The following is a 22,262-nucleotide window of genomic DNA, read 5'->3' as shown; positions in this document are numbered from 1 at the left end:
GTTTCCCTAATATGAACTGATGGTTCAATTATTACTAAAGAATATGACACTTTTATGAATCTAGACACATCTCTGTCAAATTTCTTATATCAATGCGCAGAGAGCAACTGCAATAATTGGTAAACAATGGGCAAGGAAACAAAGGCAAACAAGATACCGTAACCGACCATAGCCGCCGACAAACGCGGCGCCAGCCCAGCCATAATAGCCACTGCTCCTGCTGTGATCATAGGCGGCATAGCACTTTCAAAAATAGTCACCTGAACCAGGGTGCTGTCAAAACCGAAACCATACAATAAGCCAACGGTAATCAGGGGCATTAGAACCAGTTTCGTCAATAAACCTATCGTTAATGGTGTTTTACTGCCCTTAGGCAGGCGAAATTTCAACTGAAAACCCACGGCTATCATAATAACCGGCACTAAAGTCACCGCCAACGAGTCAATAAGCCGCTGAAAAACTTCCGGATAAACCAGAGATTTCGTTAACAACGCAATAATGAGCGCGATAAAAGGCGGGAATGTCACAATTTGACGGGTAACACTGGCCACTGTGGGTTTATTGTCCTGCTCGCGATACAGGGCGATAACAATGGTCGAGTAAATTGCCAGACCAAAAAAGGAACCGAACTGATCGTATAACAGGCCATAGACAATAGCGTCACTGCCATAAAAGGCTTCTATCATCGGAAAGCCAAAGAACGAAGTATTGCCCAGTGGCACACAGATAAGTAACGCGCCAACCACTTCCCGGGGCCATTTAAAAGCTCGCCCTAACAACCATATGAAAACAGCACTAAAGGCTAAGAGAACCCAGGGAATAACAACCGGAATTAGCAGATCAGTGGAAAACTCCAGAGCCGGAACTTTACTGAAAATAACGCCAGGTAAGGCAGCGTAAATAACATAGAGATTAAGAACTTGCGCGCTGTTTTCCGGGCACTTGCCGGTACGCTTGAGGATAAAACCAATAAGTAAATAGAGCCCCAATACGGCGAGGTTGATCATAGCGTACAGATAGGTTGAGAGTGACCGCTATAGTGTAGCCTGACAAAGAGTGTCAGGCTACTTTTGTGTTTTTCTGCAGAGGAAACGCTTACCAGGAAAAGTCGTGGCGAATGCCGACTGCAACAAAGTCCTGCTCAATACCTGGCGTTGCGCCGCAACCCTTGGTTGAGTACAAGCTGATGTCGCACTCACGACCCGTGTACCAGGCATAAACACGAGTATCGCCACTGAAGAAGTAATCGGCACCGACAGATAATGAAGCGTCGTTATCGGTGTCATCATCTATTGCCTGATACTGTGCTTTAAAAACCCAGTTTGCATAAGGATGAGCAGCGCTGATTAAGTAACCGTCAGAATCATTTGAGCCATTAATAGTTTCAAATTGCTGCAAAACCACACCGACTCGGGTTTTGCCAAACTTAGTAGCGCCGGTTAATTGGGTTACGTCATAACCATTCACATCACGATCAAAAGCTAACGCAGCATAATAATTGGTTTTCTTCAGCTTACTGTCACCGTACAACAGACCAAAGGAAAGACCGTCGTCAACATTGTCATTTTCTGACGCTATATAAGTAACCCCGAAACTAAAGCCTTTATAAGAAGGTGAGTAATAGGTCAAGGTGTTGTCTGGACGGTTTTCACCCTTGAATAAACTTTTCAAGTCGGCTTCAAAGTCTTTAAACTCATCAACCGAGCCTTGAGAATCCTTTAAAAAAGTATCATAACGGCCAATCATCACTTCGCCAAAATTGCCGCGCAGGCCGACAACTTGGTTTCGATTCGTTACGGCGTCTTCTTCATCATCAGAGTCGGCTAAATCAACGCCAAACTCTATTTGATAAAAGACTTCTAAATCGGACTCCAGTTCGCTGGCACCTTTAAAACCGAAACGTGATGAATTACTTACCACCTCAGTTTCTGAACCAAAACCATAGTCATTACTTTGAAACGAAACATTTGCCCGGCCGTAAACCGTTAAACTGTCATCATTATTAGCGAAAGCCGAAAAGCTGGCTGCAGTGGCAGCAATCATTAACGGAACCGAGTACTTTGTCATCATTATCCTCACAAAAAAACAAAACCTGTATAAATTTCGCGCACATTATAATGAATGAAAAAATTATTACAGTTTTTTTCGTTTTTTAGTCAATCACATGACATTATTGTTAGGATACAGTTATAAATACTCGCTTATTATAAGTTTGCCATTTGCTGTTGCTGCTTATACTGACTTTTCGCGTATTTAAGCCATTGTTTTGCAGAGCGTTCCGCCCCTTCAATTTCTGCAGCCTGCTCAAAAGACTCAATAGCCTGCTCATAACGTTTCAAGTTCAGTAACGCCATTCCTTCAGCCAGATACAAATTACCCTCGTTGTCCAGCTCACCTTTGCTAAAGGCCTGTTTCGCGTATTCTACTGCCTTTTCATTATTATCCAGTGCCAGATACAGCTGAGCTATTTGCGCCGCAAAGTTTCCGTGCTCAACCTTTTCTGACGCTTTCATATAGGCACTAATGGCTTTTTCATTTTCTTTTGCCTGAGTATAGGCCTGAGCAACAAATTTCAGGTTATCGACAGAGGCATCAACTTTGCCTTTAGACATGGCTTCCTGCATGGTTTCTGCCGCTTTGTACGGCAATTCATTAAAGTAATAAGCCTGAGCTAACTGCCTCCACTCACTGCCTGTTTCGATATACCCCTGTTGATGCGCGGCTTCCAGTACCGCCAGCTGTTTCTCGTCCTGTTCCAACTGCGCGTAAACACCAGCCAGTTGTACCCAATACTCCGGCTTGCTGTAACTGGTCACTAAACGCTCCATGACTTTGGCAACCTGCTCTGGCTGCTCCAGCTCGTAGTGCAATGCACGTTTTAAAATCAACCAGTTTTCATCTGGTATTTTGTTTTCTGCATCGACAGCTGCAATGGCTTTATCAATTAGAGACAAAGCTTCCTGGTATTTATCAGCCTGGTAATAAGCCTGTGCTTTTAACACCCAGGCTTTACCCATCTCACCTTCTTCCGCAAGGCCTTCCCATTGGTCTAAAAAGCTAATTGCGCGCTGGAACTGGCCATCACTTAAGGCAAGTTGAGCCAGGCTGTACAGCGTGCTTTTTTCCAAAGATTCAGGAATAGGCGACTCTTTTACAACCTTTTCAAAGTAGTTAATAGCCTCTTTGGTATTGCCCTGCTCGTAATACATGAAACCGTAAAAGTTCCACATCATGGCGCGCTCGTAGCTGTTCATGCTATCCGCTTTTTCCGCCACTTCGCCCAGTATCGAAATGCCCTCGGCGAGGTTACCGTTATCGGCTTGTTCCTGCGCCCGCGCCAGTTGTCCGTAAACTTTTTCCCGTAACGCCGGCACTCGTTCAGTCTGTTGTGCCAACACCGGGTGGGCAAAGGCCAGCCAGCAACTACAAGCCGCAAAAGTAATGAATTTAAATTTCATAAGTCACCCAATCAGTTCATTTCAAAGGTCATGCGGTTGCGGACACCATCCACTTCCACCGCTTCGCCATCAATAACCCGAGGTTTGTATTTAAACTTCAGTACGGCATCCATTGCGGCCTGATCAAAAATACCTTCCGGTTCTGCCTGGACAACCACCGGATCTCGCACCGACCCTTGTTTTGTCACCGTAAACTCCACCACCACGTAACCTTCTATGCCGCGCTGCAAAGCCCGGCGCGGATATGCAGCCTGAACCTTCACAATAGGCAGATACTCGCCGTCGCTTGCCTGCAGTGACATACCACTGCCAATGTCTGCACCGCTGTCCATATTGGCCGAAAAGTCATAACCTGATCCGCCGTCAGTATCCGCAATATCATTATTCATTTGCGGCTGGGGCAAATCTTCAGGTGGCTGCTCAGGCTCTGGGGGGCGTTCAGGCTTGCGCTCCTTCTCCTGAACTTCTTCAGGCTCAGGCGTGCGCACAAAGTCCAGCACGCTGCCCCGGGGCGGTTCGCTCATTGCGCCCTCGCCACCACTGATCAAGGACTGCATCAGGTAAAACAAACCAATGGTGACAAAAGCTGCAACCAGTAATGCTGCCAGGAATCTCATCATTTACTCTTCATCCGTTGCTACAGAAACGTCGTAAACCCCCGCTGAGCGGGCTGCATCCATTACCTTAATTAACACCCGGGTGTTTGACTCCTGGTCCGCCTGAATCACCACAGACCCTTGCGGATTTTCCGCGTACAAACGTTCGATGTTAGCTTGCACTGCCCGCACATCCACCTGGCGCTTATCAATCCAGATTTCGTTGCTTTCACTTATCGCAATTAAGATGTTGGCACGGTCTTTTTGCACTGCGGTGGCCGCATCCGGGCGGTTCACATCAATACCGGCTTCCTTCACGAAAGACGCCGTGACAATGAAGAAAATCAACATAATGAACACCACGTCCAGCATGGGTGTCATATCGATAGCACTTTCTTCTTCTTCAATTAAATTGGCAAAATGCTGCTTCATAATCCTGTCCTCGACATCACCTTAGTGACGCTCCAATAAAATTTTATCTTCCAGCTTCATGCGCTCACGGCGAGTCGTACGTTGCAGCCAGGTTGCGGCAAATACACCTGACAAGGCGCCAACCATACCCGCCATGGTCGGAATAGTGGCTTTAGAGACACCCGACGCCATTGAGCGCGCACTACCGGTTCCGGTTACCGCCATGACATCGAACACTTCAATCATGCCGGTTACGGTACCCATCAGCCCCAGCAGCGGACACAAGGCCACCAGCGCCTTAATAATCGGTAAGTTTCCGCCTAACGCCAAACTGACCCGCGAAATCATCGCCTGCCGAATTTGCTCTGCATTCCACGACGATTTATCTTCCCGCTGCTGCCAACGTTGCCGCGTTTCTTTCACATTTTTACGGTGCCCGTTGAAGTAATAAAAAATGCGTTCAAGAATCATCAGCCACATGGTAAAAATGAGGATTCCGATGACCAGCAGAACGTGTCCGCCGGACTCGATGAAATCTCTAATCGCATTACTGAATTCAATGAGGAATAACACGGTTACTCTCCTCGCTCAGACCGCTCCGCGATAATGCCGGATGCTTGTTCCTGCAGTATATGAATCAGGTTTTTACTACGCGTGTGTAACGTCGCGAACAGTAACGTCATGGGAATCGCAACCACCAGGCCCAGTACCGTCGTTACCAGGGCTTGTGAAATACCACCTGCCATCAGTTTCGGGTCACCCGTACCAAACAAGGTAATTGCCTGGAAGGTGTTGATCATACCAGTGACCGTTCCCAGCAGACCCATTAGCGGTGCGACCACTGAAATAATTTTAATGAACGTCAGGTTGCGGGTAATCTTCGGCACTTCACGCAAAATCCCTTCACTCAGCTTCAATTCCAGGGTTTCAGTGTCAGCCTGCGGATACTTGTCTTTCAGCAACATCACTCGGCCCAGCGGGTTATCATCGCTCGGCTTATCTTTTTTCAGCTGACGCTTCACTTTATTGCCCAGCAGCATCAGCGAAACAAAGCGTTCCAGTGCAAACAGCAGGCCAATAGCACCCAGTGCTAAAATGATGTAACCAACGGTTCCGCCCTGATCAATACGCTCACTCAGGCTTGGCGCCTGAACTAACAGACTCAGAATTGAACCACCAGTGGGGTCAAGACCAAAAGTCACAATGCCGCTGTCGGTTTGCTGAATCTCTTCTGCGGTACTCAGGTAGCGGCCTGCTGGCTGACGTACCAGTTCGGCAACCGAACCGGTTTCACCCACTCGTTCCAGATATTTACCGTCTGCAACCAGGTTGAATGCACCGACACGAACCACTTCTTTTTCTGACTTGTCGCCGTTTGCCGCGGTAACCTGAGTGGTAAATTCAGCAACTTTACCGGATTCCGTCATTTCCTGTTGCAAGGCAAACCAGACGCTTTCTATGTCTTCAATAGAGGCCAGCTTAGACGACGAGCCCATACGTTCAGCCAGTTCCGATAAATTCTCGGCACGCCCGGGATACTGAGCAGAAATAACCGAGTTATCAAAGTTACTTGAGGCGTCGTTAGCCACCTGCTGCAAAACACCGAACAGCTCTTTCAGTGAGCCCATGCGCTGCGTTAAAGTATCGCTCAAGTTACCCAAATCAACTTCATTCTGCTCGAACTGAGTTTCCAGTTGCTCTGCGCGCTGCTCCAGACGATTGCGCTCGGCAATGGCGTCTTCCAGCATAGCTTTTTGTTCTTGCTCTCTTTCACGAAAACGCTGTTCACGTTCTTTGTTGTTCTCTGACTGCGAGAACTTGCCCTGCTGCAACTGCTGCAGAAGCTCATCTAAATTAATGGGTTCCTGCGGAACCGGTGCCGCCAAAGCTGCGGAAGAAGTGATGGCCAGTAGCGTTACTGAGAACCATTTTGCAATCTGCTTACTTAATCTCATGGCTATCATTCCTTATTGGCCGCTGCCGTTGTTAGAAGAACTGGTCGATTTATTCGCGAACAGCGGCATCATCAGTAAATCTGGCGCCAGTTGTTTTCTGGCAATACGAATGGCTTCGTCAATTTCTGGTAAGTGCTTACTATCAAGCTCTTCCCAGCTGCGCGTTTGCTGGTTCCATAATCCCAGATGCTGACCGTCGCGGGTTTTGTAAATCAAAGCGACACGGCCAACACGCAGGAAGGTGACGTCTTGTTGCTGACCATCAATTTCGTGTTCAGCGGTATAAGCTTCAATGTTGCGGCCGTAGTCAGCTTCTATCTGGTAAGCTTCCATAACCCGACGGAACTTCTCAGAGACATCGACGTTGGCTCTTTCCATCAAGTCATTCAGCTGCTGTAAGCGTTCACTTCGCTCGGTCTGCAGAAACGGGGCGTCTAATTCAACAAAAGACTCAAGCGAGTCAATCATCCGCAACATTAGTGGAGTAATTTGGCGTTCGACATAACTGACCTGATCAATAGAGTTATTAATGTCGCTTTTTTCACTTTCCTGGCTATCGATTTGCTGCTCGACTTGCGCGGTATAAACCTTTAATCCATCAATTTCTTTCATGATGCGTTTATACTGTTGCAGTCGTTCCTGCATATCATCGGAAATCTGGTCTATAGTCAGTTGCGACTGACGGGCAGATTCATTAATAGAGGATGCCTGCTCAACCACAGGTTCCAGTGTGTCCTGTTGCGAATAAGCCGGAGCCGCAACTAAGGCTGCAACAGCTAAAGCGCCAGCAGAAGTAATTAACTTCATAAATTATGACCTTTGTGAATTAATTTGTGGCGACTTTAGTCACTTTTCGTGACAGCTTAATGACTGTAATATGTCATTTTTGTGTCAGTGCTTTTTATTGGCGGGATTGCTTTATTGCGTTATTTCAGTCAATGAATTAGTTTATCCCTATCTGTACAACTCGTTGACCTCAGTCTATGGCAATCAAAAGTATTTCATCCTCCTTATTAACTCGCGTGCTTTCCGTCTACTTTTTGTTGACGTTAATTGTGACCGCGATACAAATTGGAGCTGAATATTTTGATACCAAACGAGTACTGATTGCCGAACTACAGAACCAGCAAAGCACATTTAATGGCTCCCTGACGCGTTCGCTTTGGGAGTTCAACAGCAACCAGATTGATACCATTGCCGACGGCCTTATTAGTATTCCCGCTATTGCCGGTGTTCTTATCCGCGACGATGCCGGTAATATTTTGGTGCAGCTGGGCGAAACCACAGAAATGAGCGACTTGCCCGACGACAATAGCGAAGGAGCGTTGCTACCTGAACGTAACGGCATTTTCGGCTACTACGATTCACTCATATTTGAATTTTCCGGTCATTCCACCAAAGTGGGTGATGTCAGCCTGTTTTCGACCCGCGACATTGCCATTGACCGTATTAAAGTGAGCCTTGGCTTTATTATCGGTAACGCCATTATTAAAAGTATCTTCCTTATTGTGCTTTTCACTATTGCCTTTAACCGCATGCTGAACCGGCCACTCAGCGACTTAACTCAGCAAATTAAAGGTTTCCGGCTGGATAACCTAGAACGCTCCAGAATTCGCTTAGCGGATCAGCACAACAATGAACTGGTACTGGTAGAGCAAGCCTATAACCAGCTGCTGGATAATATTGAGGAATATCAGTCCGATTTGGACCGTACCCAGAAGAAGCTCAAAGCGGCTAACCGTCAGCTCGACGAGCAAAATGCCATACTTGAGCAGGAGGTGGCGCGCAAAACCTCCAGTTTAAGTCAGGTTATGCTTGACCTTGAACAACGTAAGAACGAGCTGGAAATGCGTCAGGAGAAACTGGAGCGCGAAGTTGGCCAGCGCCGCGCCATTGAAAATACATTGCGTCAGTCTAACCAGCGGCTGGAGTCTTCGCTGAATAACTTGCGTGAAACTCAACAGCAACTTATTGAGTCGGAAAAAATGGCGTCGCTGGGTGGGCTGGTTGCCGGTATTACGCACGACGTGAATACGCCCATAGGCATTAGCGTTACAGCGTCCTCTTACTTACGCGAAAAGCTCGACACGCTTGATCAGTCGCTGCTTAATAAAGAACTGACGCAAACGCAGTTGAAGAAATTTATAGAGGAAGGTCGCGAAAGCCTGAACTTACTGGACAGCAACCTGCACCGCGCGTCTGATCTTATTAGCAGCTTTAAACAAGTGGCTGTCGACCAGGCGTCGGACGCTATCCGCGACATTAACCTGAAAAGTTATATCGAAGACTTAGTTCAGTCTTTGCAGCCTCACCTTAAAAAGACCAACCATCAGGTGCATCTTGAATGTGCCGATGACATTTTCATACGTTGCCCGGCGGGTGCTTTATCACAAATTTTTACCAACCTGATTCTTAACTCGCTACGGCATGCCTTTGACGGCATTGATGAAGGCCTTATGACCATTTCTATCCGGCTCGATGGTGAAACCCTTCAGGTTCACTATTCTGACAATGGTAATGGTTTATCCGAAGCTCAACTTAAACGCTTATTCGACCCCTTCTTTACCACGAAAAGAGACCAGGGTGGCAGCGGCCTGGGTACGCATATTGTCAGGAACCTGGTCACTCAGACTCTGTCTGGTGAAATCAGCGCGGAAAGTGAACCCGGTAAAGGTTTAAACTATTTCTTTTCATTTTCTGTACAGGTTTTAAACTGACAGCTCTGCCCTAACGGGCTACAATCCCTGCCCTTATTTTTGTTTTATTTGTTGCGACAGGAACAGCTTACCTATGTGGTTTAAAAATCTTCGTTTTTATCAATTCAGCGAAACCTTTTCCCTGCCAGATGATTTCTCTGAGCAATTAGCTGAGCACAGCTTTCACCCCTGTTCGCGCTCGGACCAAAGCTCATTTGGCTGGTCTTCGCCTTTTGGCGCAGACAATGAAGTACTGACTCACAGCCTGGGTAATTGCTGGTTGCTGTGTGCCAAACGAGAAGAAAAAGTACTTCCGAGCACGGTTGTTAACGCCCAGCTGGACGAAAAAGTACGCCAGATCAGTGAAGCCGAAGGCCGCTCAGTGCCGCGCAAAGAAAAACAAAACTTAAAAGAAGACTTAATTCACCAGCTTCTGCCACAGGCGTTCAGCCGTTTCCGCCAAAGCTGGGGTTACATCGACCTAGACCGCCAAATTATTGCTATTGATGAGTCAGCAGCCAATAAAGCCGAAGACTTTTTAGGTTTGTTGCGTGGTTCTGTCGGCTCGTTACCTGTGCGCCCGGTAAGCCCAAGTGACGCAGTTGAAACTTACCTGACGGCCTGGTTACAAAGTGCTGAATTACCGAATCCATTCGAGTTTGGTGATGAAGCAGAATTGCGTTCACCACAAGCGGACGGCGGCATTATTCGCTGCAAGCAGGAAGACTTAACCCGTGAAGACATTCAGGCACACTTAGCCGGTGGCAAGCAAGTCACTCGTTTAGGTCTGGTATGGCAGGAAAATTTAGAATTTATTATTGAGTCGGATATGGCGTTAAAACGAGTCAAACCAACAGACCGTCTGCTCGACGCCAAAGACGATTTAGTTGACCCTAGCCCGGAAGAAAAAATCGACGCCGACTTTGCTCTGGTTAGCGCCGAAGTCGGGCTTCTGTTTGACGATTTAAAGAAAGCTTTTGGCTAAGACAGCAAGTCCAGCATTTGGCGGTAGGATTTCTGCACAGACTCCTGCTGCCAAAAATCATCGGTCTTAATCACCCCCAACATTTGATACTCAACCAGAGTCACACTGTCCTTGCCAGGTTTCACATTTCCGGTTAACAAAGCAGCCAAATGCACAATGTCACAGTAGTTCACGGTAATTGCATCGTTTAAGCTCATTCTGCCGTTGTAATAGTGCAGCGGCACCTGCACCAGGTTTGGCGTAAACTGCCAATAGCTGAGAATATTACTGCCTAAAGGCGAACTGAACTGGTTAATACACTCTTTAATAAAAGAAGGGTTGGCGAAGCTGTCTTCAAACTCATTCGCCATATGCAAAATTGGGGCAACGCCAATGCGCGACACCATACCGGCTAACAGCGCAACGTCCTGATGCAGCCGATGACCAATGCCTCTGCGCTGCAAGTCTTCGGTTATAACAACGGCTGCTGCGGCAATTTCTCTGCTTTCGACAATAAACTGCTGAGAGAACATTTGCACTATGTCGTTACCCGGCTTGAATACCTGCTCCATAGCCATCGCCAATGCCAGTGTCCGAATGCGCCGCATACCAATACGAGTTAACGCCTGCATTAAACTCTCAGCTTTATTTCTGCCGCCAAGGTAGGCGCTGTTGGCCAGACGAATAAGCCGCGCTGTCAACGCGGTATCTTGCTGGATAATATGGCTGAGATCGTGCAGGTTGCAGTCCGGGTCCATGGTTGCATTACGCACTTGCTCCGCCGTTTCAGGTAAGCCGGGAAGTTTTAGTTCATCACGTCTGAGTCGCTCGTCAATTAGCAGGTATAGTGCATTTTGCGATGACATTTTATTTCCTTATTATTATGGTTTTCTTGCTTCTGAAAAAGCTTGGAAGTAGATTAACAGAACTTTACAACAACTCAATTTTTAGAAACGTCCTATTATGAAAAAAACACTTTTTAGCTTAGCACCACTTGCGCTGGTTTTAATGGGTTGCAGCGAGCCTCAAACCACAACACAAAGCCCTGATAGCGAACAAAAAAGTCACTACGAGTTAGTTGAGGGGACAGAACAAAGACTTGATATCTACACGCCCTACCAACTAAAAACGGATCTGTCGCATTTATCAGACGAACAGAAAAAAATGGTTGGTTTACTTATAGACGCGTCAAAAATTATGGACAACCTGTTTTGGCAGCAAGCGTTTCCGGGTGATAAACAAAAACTTTTAAACCAGGTTGAAGAAAAAGCCCGGGAGTTTACTGTTATTAACTACGGTCCGTGGGATAGGCTAAACAATAACCAGCCCTTCTTAACCGGTTTTGAAGACAAGCCTGCAGGCGCTAACTTTTACCCTGCCGACATGACCAAAACGGAATTTGAAAACGCCGAGCTTGCGGACAAAGACAGCTTATATACCTTGTTGCGTCGCGACGATGAAGGCGAATTGAAAACAGTAGCTTACTCAGAAGCTTATAAAGAGTCTTTAACTAAAGCTGCCGATTTACTCCGTGAAGCCGCCGAGTTAGCAGAAAACGAAGATTTCTCAGAGTACCTGCGTTTGCGCGCCGATGCCTTTTTAAGCAATGAATACCAGCCTTCCGACATGGCCTGGATGGACATGACAGGTAACGATATTGATGTGGTTATCGGTCCTATTGAGAATTATGAAGACCATTTGTTTGGTTACAAAACAGCGTTTGAGTCTTATGTGTTAGTAAAAGATAAAGCCTGGAGCCAACGTCTGGAAAAGTATGCTCAATACTTGCCGCAATTGCAGGAAGGTCTGCCGGTTGAGTCGGCTTACAAAGCAGAAAAACCCGGCGCTAACGCTCAGCTAAACGCATACGATGTGGTGTATTATGCTGGTCACTCCAATGCCGGTAGCAAAACCATTGCCATTAACCTGCCTAACGACGAAGAAGTTCAGTTAGAAAAAGGCACACGTCGCCTGCAGCTTAAAAACGCCATGCAAGCTAAGTTCGATAAAATTCTGGTGCCAATTGCCGAGCAGCTCATTGTGCCAGAACAGCGTGAAGACATTACTTTTAACGCCTTTTTTGCCAACACCATGTTTCACGAAGTGGCTCACGGCTTAGGCATTAAAAATACTCTGAATGACAAAGGTACCGTGCGCGCAGCGTTAAAAGAGCACGCCTCAGCTTTAGAAGAGGGTAAAGCCGATATTCTGGGTCTGTACATGGTGACACAGTTATTCGAGCAAGGCGTTCTAGCCGAAGGCGAACTAAAAGACTACTACACCACCTTTATGGCCAGTATTTTCCGCTCCGTTCGTTTTGGTGCCTCAAGTGCACACGGCAAAGCCAACATGATCCGCTTTAACTACTTTGCCGACGCAGGTGCCTTTGAGCGTAACGCCAGCGGCCAATACGCCATTAATATGGAAAAAATGCGTGGCGCCATGAACAGCCTGTCGGAAAAAATTCTGACACTGCAAGGCGACGGCGACTACAACGGCGTAGCTGAACTGGTTGCAACACTAGGTGTTGTCAGCCCGCAGCTAAAAGCCGACCTGGACAAACTAACCGACGCCGGTATACCGGTTGACGTCACCTTTGACCAGGGCAAAGAGGTGCTTGGGCTGTAGGCCAGGTTGTCACTTGCTTCGCTTGAACATTGACCCCCCTGTGGCGGAGACGCTACGAGTTCATCCTTGAACGCTTGACGAAGGCCATCCTTGGCCTTCGACACTCCGCCACAGGGGGCTCAACATTCATAACGCTTGCAAATGAGCAACCTACCCTATCTACACCTGCGAGATCCAGCCTGGCATTGATATTAGGATAGGGACTGAAACAGGAGCGCGTACGACGGTTACAGCGGACCACGGTGGAGGTGTGCAGCGCCACGGATGGCGCTGCCCAAGCCCTACAGGGATGTATTCACGGGCGTCCTCCACAATGGTTCCTGTAACCTCAGCGCTCTTGGTTCAGTCCCTATCCTGTTGCACCTTCTACATATTCGATCTACCATATATATGAAATATCGAATATATGATGATACCCATGACCACGAAAGTTCTGTTTCTCTGTACCGCCAACTCGGCTCGCTCGCTAATGGCCGAAGCCATTTTGCGACAGTTTGGTAATGATGAGCTGGAAGTTTACAGTGCCGGCACTGAGCCAACCCAGCCTGAACCTAAAGCTCTTGAAGCGCTGCAAGCCCTCGGGATTAGTACCGAAGGGTTAAGTTCAAAGGCCGTTTCAGATTTAAGCATCGATGAATTTGATTACGTTATCAGCTTATGCGACCGCGCCCGCTCTGAATGCCAGCTACAATACAAAGAGAACCACTTTATAGCCTGGGACTTTCCCGACCCGGTAAGCAGCAAAAAAACCAATGCCTTTAAGAAGACCGCTCATGAGTTAAGTGACCGCATTAAGATGTTTTTGCTCATTTTGCGCAAGAACAGTGGCAAGCCGCATTTATTTAATGCACCGGAAGATTTCTTCAAGATCATGGCAGACCCGCTACGCTTAACCATGATAAGCCTGTTAGCCAAGCACAAAGAGCTTTGTGTGTGCGAGTTTGTTGATGCTACCGCCATGTCGCAGCCTAAAGTGTCGCGCCACCTGGCTCAGCTGCGCGAATATGGGCTGCTGATTGACCGCAAAGACCAGCGCTGGGTTTACTACCAACTGAATCCGGCACTACCTGACTGGATGCGTAAAATCATTATTACCACCGCCAACTATAACCCCCAACTGATAAAGGATATCGATAATGGGTGTGTTTGAACGTTTTCTCTCTGCCTGGGTAGCCTTAGCTATTATTGCAGGAACGGCCCTGGGGAGCTTCTTTCCAAGCGCTTTCGAATGGCTTTCAGCTTTTGAGTTTGCTCAGGTTAATTTAATTATCGCAGTACTTATCTGGCTGATGATTTACCCCGTTATGGTGCAGGTTAACTTTGCCGCTATCACACAAATAGCGAAAGAGCCCAAAGGTTTAATTCTGACGGTTGTTATTAACTGGCTGGTGAAACCTTTTACCATGGCGTTGGTAGGCTGGTTATTCTTCAAAGGTATATTTGCCGACTTTATTGAACCCGAAACCGCAAACGAATACCTGGCCGGAGTCATTTTATTAGGCGTTGCACCCTGTACTGCCATGGTTTTTATCTGGAGCCAGCTGACCAAAGGCGATGCTAACTACACGCTGGTACAAGTGTCGGTTAACGATATTATTATGATTTTCGCGTTCGCGCCCATTGCAGCCTTATTACTTGGTGTTACCGATATCATTGTGCCCTGGCAAACCCTGCTATTAAGTGTTGGCCTTTACGTTATTGCCCCGCTTATTGCTGGGTTTATAACGCGCCGGTACATCACCCGCTCAAATTCAGATAGCGATAATGACAACAATAAAGCGCTGACCAATTTCGACCAGACTATGAAGCCCTGGTCAATCGTCGGTCTACTTCTGACTGTAGTGCTGTTATTTGGTTTTCAGGCTGAGGTTTTGCTGACCCGTCCGCTGGATATCGCCATGATTGCTACGCCATTATTGGTACAGACATACGGCATTTTTGCTATTACCTTTATTATTGCGTTACTAATTAAGCTGCCTCACCGCATAGCGGCTCCGGCCTGCTTAATTGGTACCTCAAACTTTTTCGAGTTAGCAGTAGCCGTAGCTATTTCACTATTTGGTTTGCAGTCCGGCGCAGCGCTAGCCACGGTTGTTGGCGTGCTGGTAGAAGTACCGGTGATGCTCTCATTAGTCTGGTTCGCGAATAGAACCAAACACTGGTTTGCATCAAGTTAAGGCGTGGAGTGATGAGCGCAAAAACCCTTTAGATATGGGAGGGGGAGTTTGTTGTCTTGTAAGCGTTATGAGTGTTGCGCCCCCTATGGTGGAGTGTCGAAGGCCAAGGATGGCCTTCGACAAGCCCTCATGGATGAGCTTGTAGCGTCTCCGCCATAGGGGGCGCAATGCTCAAGCGAAACAAGACAGCAAACTCCCCCCCAAGCCCAAAAGTAGGCAGGTAAGAGATACACAAAAGGAGTCTTTTATGACGATTAAGGTTGGAATTAACGGTTTGGGTCGTATTGGTCGTTTGGCGCTTCGCGTGGCATGGGAAAACCCTGACCTGGAAATTGTTCAGGTGAATGACCCGGGTGCTGATGCGGCTACTTTTGCACACTTGCTGAATTTTGACTCGGTGCATGGTCGCTGGGGTTATGAAGCCGAAGCTCAGGACAACGCCATTCAAATTGGTGATGAACGCATAGCTTTCACTCAACACAAAACCATTGCCGAGAACGACTGGAGTGGTTGTGATGTGGTTTTAGAAGCCTCCGGCAAGATGAAAACCGTGAAGGTGCTTAACGACTACCTGTCGCAGGGCGTTAAACGTGTGGTGGTATCAGCTCCGGTCAAAGAACCCGGCGCGCTGAACATTGTTTTGGGCGTTAATGACCACCTTTACGATCCGGAAAAGCATCAGATACTCACCGCCGCGTCCTGCACAACCAACTGTCTGGCACCTGTGGTCAAAGTACTGCAGGACAAAATTGGTATTAAGCACGCGTCAATTACCACCATTCACGATTTAACCAACACCCAGACCATTCTGGACGCGCCGCACAAAGACTTACGCCGTGCCCGTGCCTGCGGCATGAGCTTAATTCCGACATCCACCGGTTCAGCAACGGCCATTGTGGAAATTTTCCCGGAGCTGAAGGATAAAATCGACGGCCACGCAGTACGTGTACCTTTAGCAAACGCGTCATTAACCGACTGCGTGTTCGAAGTGAAGAAATCCACCAGCGTGGAGGAAATTAATGGCTGGATGAAAGAGGCCGCCGAAGGCGAACTCAAAGGCATTCTGGGATATGAAGAGCGTCCGTTAGTATCAATAGATTACAAAACCGACCCTCGCTCAAGCATAGTCGATGCTCTGTCGACTAAGGTTATTAACGGCACGCACGTGAAAATTTATGCCTGGTACGACAATGAATGGGGTTATGCCAACCGCGCAGTTGAACTGGTGGAAAAAGTCGGCTAATGCTCAGTCAGCTGTCGCCGGCTATACGCCAATACTTAATTGTTACGGGTAACTACTGGGCTTTTACCCTGACTGACGGCGCGCTGCGCATGCTGGTGGTGCTGCACTTCCACCAGTTGGGTTACAGTGCGCTGGAAGTGGCTATGCTGTTTCTGTTCTACGAGTTTTTCGGCATAGTCACTAACTTATTTGGTGGCTGGCTGGGCGCTCGTTGGGGGCTCAACAGAACCATGAATATTGGGCTTGGCATACAGATTGTGGCGCTTGCCATGCTGCTGGTACCGGGTTCTATGCTCACCGTCATTTGGGTGATGGCCGCCCAGGCGTTGTCCGGTATTGCCAAAGACCTCAATAAAATGAGCGCCAAAAGCACCATTAAGCTACTGGTGCCTGACGACAAACAAGGTCAGCTGTATAAATGGGTCGCGATACTCACCGGCTCAAAAAACACCTTAAAAGGCGTTGGCTTTTTCCTTGGTGGTTTACTGCTCACGTTAATTGGCTTCCAGGGTGCGGTGCTGGCCATGGCGGTTATGCTTAGCCTGGTCTGGGTAGCCAGTTTAATTTTTCTGAAAAAAGAGTCGGGCAAAGCAAAGTTCAAGCCTAAGTTTAAGGACATTTTATCCAAAAGCCGGCCTATCAATATTTTATCGGGTGCTCGCTTTTTACTCTTTGGTGCCCGCGACGTCTGGTTTGTGGTGGCCTTACCGGTGTTCTTAGCCAGCCAGCTGGACTGGAACCACTGGCAAGTCGGCAGCTTCTTAGCCTTGTGGGTTATTGGTTACGGCTTTGTACAAAGCATTGCGCCTAAATTCACAAAAAGTGGCCAGGACGTACCTAAAACTCAGGCCGTGGTATGGAATGCGTTACTGACTCTGAGTCCACTCGCGCTTGCTCTGGCCCTGTGGCAGGGCTTACCTGTTACCCAGAGCATTATTATTGGTTTAGGCTTGTTCGGCATTCTGTTTGCCATTAACTCGTCGCTGCACAGTTACCTTATTGTCTCTTATTCTCGCGCCGACGGGGTGTCTTTGGACGTAGGCTTTTACTACATGGCCAACGCAGCCGGGCGTCTAATGGGTACCGTTTTATCCGGCTGGGTGTATCAGCAATGGGGGCTGGTTGCTTGCCTAATGATATCAACACTGTTATTGCTATTATCCACGGCAGCAATTAGCTTTTTGCCCGAGCGGGAGCAGCATCGCGTCTGATATGTCGTAGCCTGACATTTATGTCAGGTGCGATATCTGACCTGACGTAAATGTCAGGCTACTATTAAGGAACCACAATGAAATATTTAGTGTTTTTAGGTACGGTACGTGACAGTACGCCGCCCAAGCCAGCCAGATTGGGCGAACGTGTGGCAAAGGCCTGCGTTAATTACCTGGAACAAAGCTTCGATAACGCAGAAGTCGAACTTATTGACCCTTTAGATTACCCATTTGAGGATGTTTTTAAGCCACATTTTTCATACCATGAAAAAGACGTCCCCGAACAGTTGGACGCTCTGGCTAAAAAGATTGAAGCTGCCGATGCTTACGTTATGGTCAGCCCTGAGTACAATCACTCCATGAGTCCTGCTTTAGCAAACTTACTGAACCACTTCGGTGCGTCTTTGTACTCTTATAAACCCAGTGCCATTGCGACTTATTCGGCTGGTCAGTGGGGTGGCGTTCGCGCGGCGGTTAATATGCGCACCTTCCTGTCTGAATTAGGCTGCCTACCGGTATCCGCTATGATCCACGTGCCTAAAGCGCAAACAGTATTTGAGGAAAACGGCAAATTCACTCAGGAGGTTGAAGACACTGAGCGCTGGATCCAATATTTCGGCCGCACTCTGAATCAGCTATGCTGGTGGGCCGAGGCGGCACAAAAGCAACGCGAAGCGCTGAACCCGCGCAAGCTGGTCAGCGACTTTAAAAGTGACCCCTCACAACGCAATGCCCCAGACAGCGACCGAAAATAATTTTTTCGGTTGTAGTTGGCACATTTTATGCTAAAATTCGCGCTCTTTTTTTGACCAGCCTCAAACCATAAGGAGCCACCTACGTGCTGACGCGTATTACGCCACCCTAGCCGTCACTTTCCTGTCACAGGTGCGCAGTAGGCTGTTCTCTGCTTTTCTGGCCATTCCGGCCGCTTTATAATTACGATTAAAATTTGGTGTTATCTATCTATGTTGAAGTCTATCCAGCAGAACTGGTTTTCTAATATACGTGGTGATTTGTTGTCAGGTATTGTGGTCGCTTTAGCGCTTATTCCTGAAGCCATCGCATTCTCTATTATCGCGGGCGTAGATCCGAAAGTGGGCCTGTATGCCTCTTTCTGTATTGCCGTTGTTATTGCTTTTACCGGCGGTCGTCCGGGGATGATATCTGCCGCAACCGCCGCCATGGCGTTGCTTATGGCGTCGCTGGTCAAAGAGCATGGGCTTGAGTACTTGTTAGCGGCCACCTTACTGACCGGGTTACTGCAAATTGCTGCCGGCTACCTTAAACTGGACGAGCTGATGCGCTTTGTCTCGCGCTCGGTGGTCACCGGTTTCGTAAATGCTCTGGCCATTCTGATTTTTATGGCGCAGCTGCCGGAGCTAACTGACGTAACCTGGCATGTGTATGCCATGACCGTAGCTGGTCTCGCCATTATTTACGGTTTTCCTTATGTTCCGGTTATTGGGAAAATACTGCCCTCTCCGCTGATTTGTATTGTATCCCTAACTATCGTCGCCGTATTCTTAGGTTTGGATATTCGTACCGTTGGTGATATGGGTAAATTGCCGGACACCCTGCCTATTTTCTTATGGCCTGACGTTCCGTTAAACTTCGAAACCTTAGCCATTATCTTCCCTTACTCGGCAGCGCTTGCCGTAGTGGGTTTACTTGAGTCCATGATGACAGCGACTATTGTCGACGACTTAACCGATACCCCCAGCGATAAAAACCGCGAATGTAAAGGTCAGGGCGTTGCGAATATCGGCGCAGGTCTGTTAGGCGGAATGGCCGGTTGCGCCATGATTGGTCAGTCCATTATTAATGTGAAATCGGGCGGTCGTACACGGTTGTCTACATTAACTGCCGGTATCTTCCTGCTGATTATGGTTCTGGTTCTGGACAAACTGCTGGTGCAAATTCCTATGGCCGCACTGGTTGCCGTAATGATCATGGTCTCTATAGGTACCTTCAGTTGGAGTTCCATTAAGAACTTAAGGAAACATCCGCTGTCCACCAATATTGTCATGGTTGCAACAGTTGCGGTCGTTGTCGCAACACATAACCTGGCTTATGGTGTATTGGTTGGTGTGCTGTTGGCCGCTATGTTCTTTGCGAACAAAATTGGGCATTACCTGTACATTAAGTCAGAGATTGACTCTGACGGCATAAAACGCACTTATCGGGTCATTGGTCAGGTATTTTTCAGCTCATCTGAAAAGTTTCTTGGCGCATTTGATTTCAAAGAAGGGGTTGAGCAGGTTGTCATCGACCTCAGTCAGGCCCATTTCTGGGATATCACCGCCGTCGATGCACTTGACCGTGCTGTAGTAAAATTCCGCCGTGAAGGTGCTGAAGTGGAAGTTATAGGGCTTAATGAAGCCAGCGCGACCATCGTTGATCGCTTTGGCGTACATGACAAACCCGACGCTGTCGATAAGCTGATGGGCGGGCACTAATGGAAAAGGATTTAATAATGAAACATGTTGTTGCTTGTATTGATGGTTCTGCGTCAACTCAATCTGTCTGTGATTACGCCAGTTGGGCAGCATTACGCTTACAAACGCCATTAACGCTTTTTCATGTTCTGGACGAAGCGCGTTACCCGACCGAAACCAATATGACCGGAAACATCGGCTTAGGCAGCCGGGAAGCTTTGCTTGAACAACTAGCAGAACTTGACCAGCAACGCAGCAAGTTGGCCTTAGAACAAGGCCATCACATGTTGGAAAGTGCAAAATTGCGCGCAGCCCAAAGTGGTGTTGAACAAGTTAACTTACGCCAGCGACACGGCGACCTGGCGGAATCCTTGTTAGAAATAGAAGATTCCATGAGACTGCTTGTTATGGGTCTTCATGGCGAAGAAACTACCCGTACCAATCGTGTCGGAAGCCAACTTGAGACCGTTGTAAGAACCATGCACAGACCCATTCTGGTCGCACCTGAGGAATTTACTAAACCTAAAAATGTGATGTTAGCATTTGACGGCAGTGATTCTTCCCGTAAAGGTATTCGCATGCTTGCGGAAAGCCCTATTTTCAGAGGCCTTCCGTTACATTTGGTTATGGTTGGCGCTGATACCAACGACAGCCGCGCATCCATAGAAGCGGCATCTAACCACTTGCGAGAGCTGGGACATGATTCGCGGTTTGAAATACGCTCTGGCGAAGTTGAGTCTGCACTTCATGCGTACCAGGAAGAGCACAATATTGATCTTCTGGTCATGGGGGCTTATGGTCACTCGCGTATTCGTCAGTTTTTAGTAGGCAGCACCACGACCAGCCTGCTACAGACAACTAACTCCGCTTTATTGCTGCTACGTTAATTGCAGCAGACAAGACGATTTCAAGGAAAATAACATGACGCCAGACTGGGAAGAGTTTGACCTCGATGACCGCTTAATAGCGGTTCTTCGCGATGCCGAACTGAACAAACCAGCAAAAGTACAACAGCAAAGTATTCCTGCCGCCCTGGATGGTCGCGACCTACTCATTAGCGCACCAACAGGAACAGGTAAAACTTTGGCTTTCCTGCTGCCGGCACTGCAGCATTTGCTGGATTTCCCGCGTCAGCAACCGGGACCAGCTCGTATACTGGTGTTGGCTCCAACGCGCGAACTGGCTGAACAAATTCATGAACAGGCTAAACAGTTTGAGGGCAAAACCGGATTAACCTCTGTGGTTGTCACCGGGGGCATCAATTATGGTTCGCAGCTGTCGTTATTAGAAAAGACACACGACATATTGGTTGCAACACCTGGCCGACTCATGGATTTGCTCGAAGCCGAGCAATACAACCTGGAAGGCATTGAGTGGCTTATTATTGATGAAGCCGACCGCATGCTGGATATGGGGTTTGCAGCAACAGTAAAAGAAATGGCATTGCAGGCACGTCATCGCCAGCAGTCGTTGTTACTTTCGGCAACATTAAACAGCTCTGGCGTTATTAAGTTTTCCCGCGAGTTATTAACAGAACCTGAATACATTGATGTGCAACCACCAAAGCGTGAGCGTGGTAAAATTCTTCAATGGGTTTATTTAGCGGATACCGATGAACATAAACGCAAACTGCTAATGAATGTGCTTCAGACTCATCCTGGCCGGCAGTTTGTCTTTGTCAGAACACGTGAACGCGTGGAACTTATTGCAAACTTCCTGCGCAGCCAGTTTGGTACCGGCCGTAAAATTGTCACGCTACGGGGCGATATGCCACAAAGCGATCGTCAGCGCATCATGAACGAGCTTAAACAAACTACGGACATTACCTTAGTAGCTACTGATATAGCTGCTCGAGGGCTGGATGTAGACGACATTACCGTGGTTGTTAACTACGACTTACCTAAACAGGCCGATGTTTATCTGCACCGTATTGGGCGCACAGCCCGCGGCGGACAAAAAGGAACGGCTATATCACTGGTAGAAGCACATGATGCTTTATTACTGGGACGTGTCGAGCGTTACCTGGACGCCAAACTCGACAGACGAACAATTGAAGGGTTAAAACCTCAATATAAGTTTCCGTCGACAGAAAAGTCCCGGTCGAAGAAAAAAGTGAAAAAGAAAACGGATAAAAAGAAGAAGTCGCGTTAACGCGACTTCTTGCTTAGTAAATGGTGCAAAATAAAGTAAGCAACAACCCCACTGGCATCTGCCAACCAATCATAAACGTCGGCACTACGCCCGGGCGCATAAGACTGGGCTATTTCTATTAATAAGCCATAACAAACCAGAATCAGTAGCGACAGCTTAGCTGACAATGCAAACGCTCTGTGAAAGGTCAGTGCCAGAACAAAGAAAATTCCAAAGTGAACCAGCTTATCCAGATGCGGAATGCTCTGAGCTCCGGTACTTGGAAACTGCCACAAAAAGAGAAAGGTGGCTGTCGATAACACAACAAAAAATAGGGCTCTTGCCAGCATAGTCTACT

At 47.8% G+C, this 22,262-nt stretch carries 21 protein-coding genes; 11 read left to right on the top strand and 10 right to left on the bottom strand.

What is annotated here, in order from left to right:
* Positions 1-89: 89 nt before the first annotated feature.
* The 8 genes from RJ32_RS11000 to RJ32_RS10965 all read right to left on the bottom strand — a co-directional run bounded on the left by RJ32_RS11000 (position 90) and on the right by RJ32_RS10965 (position 7,227).
* Positions 90-1,007 (bottom strand): AEC family transporter, encoded by a 918-nt coding sequence (locus tag RJ32_RS11000; RefSeq protein WP_011235340.1) that lies wholly within the window; start codon positions 1,005-1,007, stop codon positions 90-92.
* A gap of 88 nt (positions 1,008-1,095) precedes the next feature.
* A complete protein-coding gene (locus tag RJ32_RS10995) occupies positions 1,096-2,070 on the bottom strand; it encodes a porin (RefSeq protein ID WP_231378591.1) in 975 nt (324 codons plus the stop codon).
* A gap of 134 nt (positions 2,071-2,204) precedes the next feature.
* A complete protein-coding gene (locus tag RJ32_RS10990; RefSeq protein ID WP_011235342.1) occupies positions 2,205-3,458 on the bottom strand; it encodes a lipopolysaccharide assembly protein LapB in 1,254 nt (417 codons plus the stop codon).
* Between the two features lie 11 nt (positions 3,459-3,469).
* Positions 3,470-4,078 carry an energy transducer TonB gene (locus tag RJ32_RS10985; RefSeq protein ID WP_011235343.1) on the bottom strand — a complete coding sequence of 203 codons (609 nt, stop codon included), beginning with the start codon at positions 4,076-4,078 and terminating at the stop codon, positions 3,470-3,472.
* Positions 4,079-4,486 carry a biopolymer transporter ExbD gene (locus tag RJ32_RS10980; RefSeq protein WP_011235344.1) on the bottom strand — a complete coding sequence of 136 codons (408 nt, stop codon included), beginning with the start codon at positions 4,484-4,486 and terminating at the stop codon, positions 4,079-4,081. It lies immediately after the preceding gene.
* A gap of 21 nt (positions 4,487-4,507) precedes the next feature.
* On the bottom strand, positions 4,508-5,038 hold the full coding sequence (locus RJ32_RS10975; protein ID WP_011235345.1) for a MotA/TolQ/ExbB proton channel family protein: 531 nt from the start codon (positions 5,036-5,038) through the stop codon (positions 4,508-4,510).
* A 2-nt stretch (positions 5,039-5,040) separates the two neighbouring features.
* Positions 5,041-6,420, bottom strand: coding sequence for a MotA/TolQ/ExbB proton channel family protein (locus tag RJ32_RS10970; RefSeq protein ID WP_011235346.1), 1,380 nt, complete (start codon positions 6,418-6,420; stop codon positions 5,041-5,043).
* Between the two features lie 12 nt (positions 6,421-6,432).
* Entirely contained in the window at positions 6,433-7,227 is a 795-nt protein-coding gene (locus tag RJ32_RS10965) for a DUF3450 domain-containing protein (RefSeq protein WP_011235347.1), read from the bottom strand.
* Between the two features lie 176 nt (positions 7,228-7,403).
* On the opposite strand from RJ32_RS10965, the gene RJ32_RS10960 reads away from it, so the two are divergent.
* A complete protein-coding gene (locus tag RJ32_RS10960; RefSeq protein ID WP_034822274.1) occupies positions 7,404-9,137 on the top strand; it encodes an ATP-binding protein in 1,734 nt (577 codons plus the stop codon).
* Between the two features lie 73 nt (positions 9,138-9,210).
* Positions 9,211-10,101, top strand: coding sequence for a recombination-associated protein RdgC (rdgC, locus tag RJ32_RS10955; protein ID WP_034822272.1), 891 nt, complete (start codon positions 9,211-9,213; stop codon positions 10,099-10,101).
* On the opposite strand, the gene RJ32_RS10950 is transcribed toward rdgC, so the two are convergent.
* Positions 10,098-10,946, bottom strand: a complete 849-nt coding sequence (locus RJ32_RS10950) for an HDOD domain-containing protein (protein ID WP_034822270.1) — start codon at positions 10,944-10,946, stop codon at positions 10,098-10,100. The two genes, rdgC and RJ32_RS10950, sit on opposite strands and share 4 nt — an antisense overlap.
* A 97-nt stretch (positions 10,947-11,043) precedes the next feature.
* On the opposite strand from RJ32_RS10950, the gene RJ32_RS10945 reads away from it, so the two are divergent.
* The 9 genes from RJ32_RS10945 (at position 11,044) to srmB (ending at position 21,925) form a co-directional block, all read left to right on the top strand.
* Complete coding sequence (locus RJ32_RS10945) at positions 11,044-12,708, top strand: Zn-dependent hydrolase (RefSeq protein ID WP_034822268.1); 1,665 nt, start codon at positions 11,044-11,046, stop codon at positions 12,706-12,708.
* A gap of 418 nt (positions 12,709-13,126) precedes the next feature.
* A complete protein-coding gene (locus tag RJ32_RS10940; protein ID WP_235598951.1) occupies positions 13,127-13,858 on the top strand; it encodes a metalloregulator ArsR/SmtB family transcription factor in 732 nt (243 codons plus the stop codon).
* Positions 13,845-14,885: an ACR3 family arsenite efflux transporter gene (gene arsB, locus RJ32_RS10935; protein ID WP_034822264.1), complete on the top strand. Its 1,041-nt coding sequence runs from the start codon at positions 13,845-13,847 to the stop codon at positions 14,883-14,885. The genes RJ32_RS10940 and arsB overlap by 14 nt, the downstream gene beginning before the upstream one ends.
* 247 nt (positions 14,886-15,132) lie before the next feature.
* Positions 15,133-16,128 carry an ArsJ-associated glyceraldehyde-3-phosphate dehydrogenase gene (locus tag RJ32_RS10930; RefSeq protein WP_011235354.1) on the top strand — a complete coding sequence of 332 codons (996 nt, stop codon included), beginning with the start codon at positions 15,133-15,135 and terminating at the stop codon, positions 16,126-16,128.
* Positions 16,128-17,339 (top strand): organoarsenical effux MFS transporter ArsJ, encoded by a 1,212-nt coding sequence (gene arsJ / locus RJ32_RS10925; RefSeq protein WP_034822263.1) that lies wholly within the window; start codon positions 16,128-16,130, stop codon positions 17,337-17,339. Before RJ32_RS10930 ends, arsJ begins: the two co-directional genes overlap by 1 nt.
* Positions 17,340-17,416: 77 nt before the next feature.
* Positions 17,417-18,094 carry an NADPH-dependent FMN reductase gene (locus tag RJ32_RS10920; RefSeq protein ID WP_034822262.1) on the top strand — a complete coding sequence of 226 codons (678 nt, stop codon included), beginning with the start codon at positions 17,417-17,419 and terminating at the stop codon, positions 18,092-18,094.
* Between the two features lie 210 nt (positions 18,095-18,304).
* Positions 18,305-19,795, top strand: a complete 1,491-nt coding sequence (locus RJ32_RS10915; protein WP_034822261.1) for a SulP family inorganic anion transporter — start codon at positions 18,305-18,307, stop codon at positions 19,793-19,795.
* A gap of 17 nt (positions 19,796-19,812) precedes the next feature.
* Positions 19,813-20,661, top strand: coding sequence for a universal stress protein (locus RJ32_RS10910; protein ID WP_034822260.1), 849 nt, complete (start codon positions 19,813-19,815; stop codon positions 20,659-20,661).
* Positions 20,662-20,695: 34 nt separating this feature from the next.
* Positions 20,696-21,925 (top strand): ATP-dependent RNA helicase SrmB, encoded by a 1,230-nt coding sequence (gene srmB / locus RJ32_RS10905; protein WP_034822259.1) that lies wholly within the window; start codon positions 20,696-20,698, stop codon positions 21,923-21,925.
* Here the strand turns inward: srmB and RJ32_RS10900 are convergent.
* A complete protein-coding gene (locus tag RJ32_RS10900; RefSeq protein ID WP_034822257.1) occupies positions 21,922-22,254 on the bottom strand; it encodes a VanZ family protein in 333 nt (110 codons plus the stop codon). The genes srmB and RJ32_RS10900 overlap by 4 nt on opposite strands.
* Positions 22,255-22,262: the final 8 nt, after the last annotated feature.

This window comes from Idiomarina sp. 28-8, assembly GCF_000320945.2.
Taxonomy (GTDB): Bacteria; Pseudomonadota; Gammaproteobacteria; order Enterobacterales; family Alteromonadaceae; genus Idiomarina; species Idiomarina loihiensis.
This window is presented reverse-complemented; position numbering and strand designations above follow the sequence as displayed.

What these genes read in the sequence shown, in the direction of transcription:
- RJ32_RS10900 (WP_034822257.1), bottom strand. Translation starts at nt 22,254, where the DNA reads ATGCTGGCAAGAGCCCTATTTTTTGTTGTGTTATCGACAGCCACCTTT.
- RJ32_RS10950 (WP_034822270.1), bottom strand. Translation starts at nt 10,946, where the DNA reads ATGTCATCGCAAAATGCACTATACCTGCTAATTGACGAGCGACTCAGA.
- RJ32_RS10970 (WP_011235346.1), bottom strand. Translation starts at nt 6,420, where the DNA reads ATGAGATTAAGTAAGCAGATTGCAAAATGGTTCTCAGTAACGCTACTG.
- rdgC (WP_034822272.1), top strand. Translation starts at nt 9,211, where the DNA reads ATGTGGTTTAAAAATCTTCGTTTTTATCAATTCAGCGAAACCTTTTCC.
- RJ32_RS10980 (WP_011235344.1), bottom strand. Translation starts at nt 4,486, where the DNA reads ATGAAGCAGCATTTTGCCAATTTAATTGAAGAAGAAGAAAGTGCTATC.
- RJ32_RS10965 (WP_011235347.1), bottom strand. Translation starts at nt 7,227, where the DNA reads ATGAAGTTAATTACTTCTGCTGGCGCTTTAGCTGTTGCAGCCTTAGTT.
- RJ32_RS10990 (WP_011235342.1), bottom strand. Translation starts at nt 3,458, where the DNA reads ATGAAATTTAAATTCATTACTTTTGCGGCTTGTAGTTGCTGGCTGGCC.
- RJ32_RS10960 (WP_034822274.1), top strand. Translation starts at nt 7,404, where the DNA reads ATGGCAATCAAAAGTATTTCATCCTCCTTATTAACTCGCGTGCTTTCC.
- RJ32_RS10985 (WP_011235343.1), bottom strand. Translation starts at nt 4,078, where the DNA reads ATGATGAGATTCCTGGCAGCATTACTGGTTGCAGCTTTTGTCACCATT.
- RJ32_RS10945 (WP_034822268.1), top strand. Translation starts at nt 11,044, where the DNA reads ATGAAAAAAACACTTTTTAGCTTAGCACCACTTGCGCTGGTTTTAATG.
- arsJ (WP_034822263.1), top strand. Translation starts at nt 16,128, where the DNA reads ATGCTCAGTCAGCTGTCGCCGGCTATACGCCAATACTTAATTGTTACG.
- RJ32_RS10920 (WP_034822262.1), top strand. Translation starts at nt 17,417, where the DNA reads ATGAAATATTTAGTGTTTTTAGGTACGGTACGTGACAGTACGCCGCCC.
- RJ32_RS10940 (WP_235598951.1), top strand. Translation starts at nt 13,127, where the DNA reads ATGACCACGAAAGTTCTGTTTCTCTGTACCGCCAACTCGGCTCGCTCG.
- RJ32_RS10915 (WP_034822261.1), top strand. Translation starts at nt 18,305, where the DNA reads ATGTTGAAGTCTATCCAGCAGAACTGGTTTTCTAATATACGTGGTGAT.
- arsB (WP_034822264.1), top strand. Translation starts at nt 13,845, where the DNA reads ATGGGTGTGTTTGAACGTTTTCTCTCTGCCTGGGTAGCCTTAGCTATT.
- RJ32_RS10995 (WP_231378591.1), bottom strand. Translation starts at nt 2,070, where the DNA reads ATGATGACAAAGTACTCGGTTCCGTTAATGATTGCTGCCACTGCAGCC.
- RJ32_RS10930 (WP_011235354.1), top strand. Translation starts at nt 15,133, where the DNA reads ATGACGATTAAGGTTGGAATTAACGGTTTGGGTCGTATTGGTCGTTTG.
- RJ32_RS10910 (WP_034822260.1), top strand. Translation starts at nt 19,813, where the DNA reads ATGAAACATGTTGTTGCTTGTATTGATGGTTCTGCGTCAACTCAATCT.
- RJ32_RS11000 (WP_011235340.1), bottom strand. Translation starts at nt 1,007, where the DNA reads ATGATCAACCTCGCCGTATTGGGGCTCTATTTACTTATTGGTTTTATC.
- srmB (WP_034822259.1), top strand. Translation starts at nt 20,696, where the DNA reads ATGACGCCAGACTGGGAAGAGTTTGACCTCGATGACCGCTTAATAGCG.